This is a genomic window from Methylophaga sp. UBA4204 (assembly GCF_002379485.1).
GTDB lineage: Bacteria > Pseudomonadota > Gammaproteobacteria > Nitrosococcales > Methylophagaceae > Methylophaga.
On the sequence record NZ_DFTU01000066.1, the window covers coordinates 29,524 to 35,135 of the forward strand.

The following is a 5,612-nucleotide window of genomic DNA, read 5'->3' on the forward strand; positions in this document are numbered from 1 at the left end:
TCCCGTTTGAAATAGGGATCAGACTTTAAAGTTAATAACAGGGATTGATTAACCTCCCCACCTTCAGCCCATAGCCCGTCATTATCAAAAGCCTGATGTTTATGCTTTTGTATCCAGGAATCCATCAGAGTGTTACCTGGCCCGGTATCAAATCCTTGAAGTGAACTATGTGGGGCTTTGGTTAAGATGGTGATATTACTAATGCCACCAATATTGACGATGACCCTGTTTTCACTATCAGAACGAAACATAGCAGCGTGGAAGGCTGGAACTAATGGTGCTCCCTGACCTCCATTTACCATATCACGCTGACGGAAATCACATACTGTGGTTATACCGGTTTTTTCCGCAATAACATTACCATTGCCGATTTGCATGCTAAAGGGATAAATTGAGTCAGGAGAGTGAAAAACTGTCTGGCCATGACAACCAATACCATCAACTTGATGGGGTGACACATCAGCAGATTCCAGCAGATTAAAGATCGCATCTGCATAGGCATGGCCAAGCTGGATGTCGAGCTCGCCCAACTGGGATAGCTGACATTGTTGAGAGCGGATTAATGTTCTTAAAGCAGTTTGCAGATCTTTCGAAAAATCCGCACTAAGAAAACCAATTAATTTCGGTTGGTCGGTCGGTGATGTCTCGATTAATGCAACATCAATTGCATCAAGACTAGTGCCTGACATTACACCGACATAAAGTCCCATTATTGATATGGCTAGTCTTGACGAAATGCCAATGTTGGAACTTGCAGATTATCCAAGCTGGCAAGCAATGGTAGTGACAGCGTTTTGAACTCTGCCAGATATTGACCAGGAATCGGTTCAGCTTTAGGTAAAGTGACGGTTAATGGATTTTTATGCACGCCGTCGATTCGGAATTCGTAATGCAAATGTGGCCCGGTTGCTAGTCCACTGCTACCAATATATCCAATGACTTCACCTTGTCTTACCCGTTGGCCAGCGCGAATACCACTCTTATATTTAGACATATGGGCAAATAGCGTGGTGTATCGTCCACCATGTGACAGGATAACTGTACGACCATAACCGCCCTTATTACCAACGAATGCTACTTTGCCATCGCCAGTTGCCAGAATAGGCGTTCCAGTTGCAGCAGCGTAGTCAACGCCACGGTGGGGACGGTTTGTTTTTAATACAGGGTGCTTACGATTTGGATTAAAGCCTGAACTTATACGTGAAATAGGAACAGGGGTACGTGTAAACGCTTTACGCATGCTGTCGCCGTCTGGGGTGTAAAAACGACTTTCACCATTGCTGTCAGTGAATCGAATAGCTCGGAAGGTTTTGCCGCGATTGGTAAATTCTGCTGCCAGGATTTCACCATCAGCAATCTTCTCTCCATCCAGGAAGTTTTCATTATAAATAACTTTAAAACTGTCACCCTGACGTAAGTCCAATGCAAAATCGATATCCCAACCGAAAATGTGCGCCATTTGCATAATCAATTTATCTGACATGCCGGCTTTTTGGGCATCTAAAAAGAGTGAGCTTTGAATTTCACCCGCAACCAGTTGGCGGTGCTTATCGAGTTCTCGTTCAATGAGATCTGTTTCAAAGCCTTTTTCAGTTGACGTTAAGGTCAATGTTTTCATTGGAGTTAATTGTAATTGCAGCTGTTTCAGTTCCAGCTTCTGCTCATTATCCGTCACTGTTCCAAAACGAAGCACTTGACCGGGTCTGAGATTGAGAAGGGCTTTTGCATCTTCACCAGCCGTCTGGGCAACAACATAAACATCACGCGCAGTTAAACCTGCACGGGGAAAAATCAAGGAAAGGTTATCGCCTGATTTTACTTCAATTTCTTGCCAACTCAGTTCGTCTGAAGCGGTTTCACTGTCAGCTGGAGAATCTGATAAGGCATCATTTAAGATAGTAATATCTGATGCATTTTCAGGCGCTGCTTTCGGTTGATTCAGATGCAGCCGTTCAATTTCAGCAGATTCACTCAAAGCAGCATTCGTGGTTACAGGTTGATCTTCTTCAATGGTAACAATATCAGCTGTGGGTGTAGGTTCCGAAGAGGGCTGAGAGGGTAAATTAATAGCTGTTTCTAATTCTGAGGTCGTGGCTTCAGTATTTTCAGGCATGTTCGGCAGCTGTACTGGCTGAGTTTGACTTGTCGTGGCGCTTGGTTCGCTTGTAGCAAGTACAATCCCGGTTATGAATATACCGGTTAATGCCAGTAACGACAAAATAGTGATATGTCGGTTTTTATGGGGAGACAGCGATTCAGATTTAAATAACTTTGATTGCTGTGATGAGCTCAGAAGTCTGTTACGTTTCTTCATGGGCATTCCCTGTTTATAGTAAATTCGTGCAATTCTCTCAGCATTTACAAAGAATTGAAACCCCTTCAGGGCAAGATCTTGTGTTATATTGCCCGCCAATTTTTAATGTGCGGAGAACGATGATGACAACTGTACAAGAAACCTTGGCAGAAATCCGTCGTGGAGCAGAAGAAATTCTGGTTGAAAAAGAACTGATAGAAAAGCTGGAAAGTGGTAAGCCACTGCGTATTAAAGCTGGTTTTGACCCTACTGCGCCGGACTTGCATCTTGGACATACGGTACTCCTTAATAAGTTGCGTATGTTTCAGGAATTGGGACACGAGATTCTATTTTTGATTGGCGATTTTACTGGGATGATTGGCGATCCAACCGGTAAAAATGTGACGCGCCAGCCATTAACGCCTGAGCAGGTCAAATGCAATGCGGAAACTTACCAACAACAAGTATTCAAAATTCTGGATCCAGCACGCACTCAAGTCGTTTTCAATTCGCATTGGATGAACGAGTTATCTTCTGCCGATATGATTCGGTTAGCTTCTCACCATACTGTTGCCCGTATGCTGGAGCGTGATGATTTCCATAAACGTTACACAACAGGCCAGTCTATTGCTATTCATGAGTTTTTATATCCTTTAATTCAAGGATATGACTCTGTTGTGCTTGATGCTGACGTAGAGCTTGGTGGAACAGATCAGAAATTTAACTTGTTGATGGGACGAGAATTACAAAAGGCTTATGGAAAATCACCACAATGTGTTTTGACGATGCCACTTCTGGTTGGGCTGGATGGTGTGCAGAAAATGTCCAAATCGCTGGGTAACTATATTGGTATTGATGAAAGTCCGAAGGATATCTTTGGCAAACTCATGTCAATTTCTGATGAACTGATGTGGCGTTATATTGAATTGCTCAGTTTTAAGTCATTGGATGAAATTGCTGATTGGAAGCAATCAACAGCAGAGGGTAGGAATCCGGTTGAGATTAAAAAGTTATTTGCTGAGGAAATTGTTTCTCGCTTTCATGGCGAAGATGCTGGACCACAAGCTCGTCAGGATTTTGAAAATCAATTCAAAAAGGGTGAAATCCCAGATGATATCACTGAGGTAACTTTGGCTGTTGGAGCTGAAGGCATGCCAATAGCTAATGTTCTTAAACAGGCCGGGCTGACAAGTAGCACCTCAGATGCAATGCGTATGATTCAGCAGGGTGCTGTCAAAATCGACGGCGAAAAAGTAGAGGATAAATCCTTATTAATTAAGATGGGTGTCGAAGGTGTTTTTCAAGTAGGCAAGCGTAAATTTGCCCGTATCTCTACCACTTGATTCTTTGTAAAAATATTATTTATTAGCTAGGTATGAATCTGCTGTCACATCAGATGTCGACCACATCGCTTACAATTTTTTGCGCTTGAATCGTTTTCAAGAGTTGTCAGAAATATAATAACTGCAGCTTTACCAAAGCCATAACTGGTTATTAATAGACTTGAATATAAATAGACATTAAAAGCTGTGAACCAGACTCCTGCGGGAGTATAAGTTTCTGATAGCGGATCCAATTCAGGAAACATTGCATACAATAAAAAAAGACTGGAATTGGTAAACGCCCCCGTTACCATCGCCCAGCGAACATGCCATGGCAATCCAATCCTTGCAGCATAAAATCCCAGAATCAAAGCACTCATTAGTAAAAAGTCGATATGTGCCTGCAACACACGCATAGGTTTACCAGGAAATAAAGTCTCCAGAAAACCAATCTGGTTATAGATACCAACGAGTGACCAAGCCAGTAATAAAGCCATCAGTATCCACAAGCAGGCACCTCTTATCAGCACCACATTACCAGCGTGGTTATCATTCTGTTTCATGCTCTCTCCTGTTATTATTCTGAAATACAGCAGCAGTATGCCGAGCTTAAGATGAGTATTCTTTACTCTAACGGCAGAAATCTTTGTACATTTGGGTGATGAGTTATGACAAACGCACTGATTGCTCCTCCAGGCCAGATAGCTGATGGTCCTGATTCGCTTGTTCGTCTTGATGGGCAGCGTTTCTGCACTGAGCAACAACCCAGCGCTCAGCGGGTAGAGTGGCTTAAGGAAGTCATTGGTCGGGAATATGCCAACGTCGATATTACGCCGCCTCAGGAAATGGTGCTGTTCAATGATATGTTGATTTATCCCTGGCAAGAAGGTGTACGGCTGTCACCCATTCAATCTAATGCAATTACATTAGAGCGATTACCTCAAGAGCCTTCCCTTTCAAGTCAGGATTGCTATTTCATGGTCCTGCTTACCTCCGGGAAGTACAAGTTGGAACAGGGTGGCAGAGAAGTTTTTCTCAAACCAGGTGAAATGACGATTTATGACGCGACTGAGCCGCACAGAATTACTATTCCAGAAGCTTTTTCCAAGATATTAATTTCTATCCCCCGCAAGATTCTGGATCAACGGCTAAATAATATTGGAAGAATTACAGCTACCCGGATTCCTTCGGGTGAGGGCATTGGTTCTGTCACCAGTAGTTTTATTCAATCTACCGTTAAACAACTGGAACAATTTTCCAGATCACAGTTTCAATTATTATCGCAGCCAGTGGTCGATATGTTGACCTTGTCATTAGGGCAGGTTATTGAAAATAAGCTGACAACAACCAGCCACCGTCAGATTATGTTGATACGTATCAAACAATATATAAAGAGTGCAATGAGCGACCCAGAACTCACAGCAACAAAAATTGCTGATGCGACAGGCTTATCGAAACGTTATCTTAATAACCTATTCAACGAAGAAAATACTTCGCTGATGCGCTTCCTGACTGAAGAGAGATTGGAGCTATGTCGGCATTGTCTGGCAAACGTTTTTTATTCCCGTCTTTCTATCACCCAGATTGCTATGCGATACGGTTTTAACAATATGTCGCATTTCAGTCGAGTTTTTAAAAAATATTACGGTTGTTCGCCTAGGGCATATCGTCAATTATTTACCAATTCCTAGATTCGCCTCGTATCAAAGTAAGTATAAAGTATCTCTCTCTTGGCGCACGTGGAGTGCTATGACCCAAAAAACGACTGGATTGAGAGTGGCAAATGAGTAAATTGTAATTATTTAATCAGTATTTTTCTTATCAATTCATAAGACTAGCGTAACCCTAAAACAATCAAGAAAAACTTCCTGTTGACGTATTCAATTCAACCTGTAGAATGCGCCGTTCTGTTTCGACAGGCGGCCCTCAACGCTGATAAATAAACGTTCTGAGGGTTGACAGACTGAGCGAGGTCTGTATAATTCTCGCTTCTTTGC

Annotated in this window: 5 protein-coding genes; 2 read left to right on the top strand and 3 right to left on the bottom strand. The window is 42.6% G+C overall.

Features of this window, described 5'->3' with window-relative positions; genetic code table 11:
- Positions 1-689, bottom strand: a 689-nt coding sequence (locus B3182_RS09665) for an anhydro-N-acetylmuramic acid kinase (protein WP_292752583.1), incomplete at its 3' end; no start/stop codon positions are given.
- Positions 690-721: 32 nt separating this feature from the next.
- On the bottom strand, positions 722-2,314 hold the full coding sequence (locus tag B3182_RS09670; RefSeq protein WP_292354229.1) for a M23 family metallopeptidase: 1,593 nt from the start codon (positions 2,312-2,314) through the stop codon (positions 722-724).
- A 122-nt stretch (positions 2,315-2,436) separates the two neighbouring features.
- Between B3182_RS09670 and tyrS the strand changes: the two genes are divergently transcribed.
- On the top strand, positions 2,437-3,636 hold the full coding sequence (gene tyrS, locus B3182_RS09675) for a tyrosine--tRNA ligase (protein ID WP_292354231.1): 1,200 nt from the start codon (positions 2,437-2,439) through the stop codon (positions 3,634-3,636).
- 44 nt (positions 3,637-3,680) lie between these two features.
- On the opposite strand, the gene B3182_RS09680 is transcribed toward tyrS, so the two are convergent.
- Positions 3,681-4,178 carry a hypothetical protein gene (locus B3182_RS09680; protein WP_292354233.1) on the bottom strand — a complete coding sequence of 166 codons (498 nt, stop codon included), beginning with the start codon at positions 4,176-4,178 and terminating at the stop codon, positions 3,681-3,683.
- Positions 4,179-4,283: 105 nt separating this feature from the next.
- On the opposite strand from B3182_RS09680, the gene B3182_RS09685 reads away from it, so the two are divergent.
- Positions 4,284-5,306, top strand: a complete 1,023-nt coding sequence (locus B3182_RS09685) for a helix-turn-helix domain-containing protein (RefSeq protein WP_292354234.1) — start codon at positions 4,284-4,286, stop codon at positions 5,304-5,306.
- The last annotated feature ends 306 nt before the right edge of the window (positions 5,307-5,612 follow it).

Bases quoted from the DNA above. Each gene is read 5' to 3' on its own strand.
- B3182_RS09670 (WP_292354229.1), bottom strand. From the start codon at position 2,314: ATGAAGAAACGTAACAGACTTCTGAGCTCATCACAGCAATCAAAGTTA.
- B3182_RS09680 (WP_292354233.1), bottom strand. From the start codon at position 4,178: ATGAAACAGAATGATAACCACGCTGGTAATGTGGTGCTGATAAGAGGT.
- tyrS (WP_292354231.1), top strand. From the start codon at position 2,437: ATGACAACTGTACAAGAAACCTTGGCAGAAATCCGTCGTGGAGCAGAA.
- B3182_RS09685 (WP_292354234.1), top strand. From the start codon at position 4,284: ATGACAAACGCACTGATTGCTCCTCCAGGCCAGATAGCTGATGGTCCT.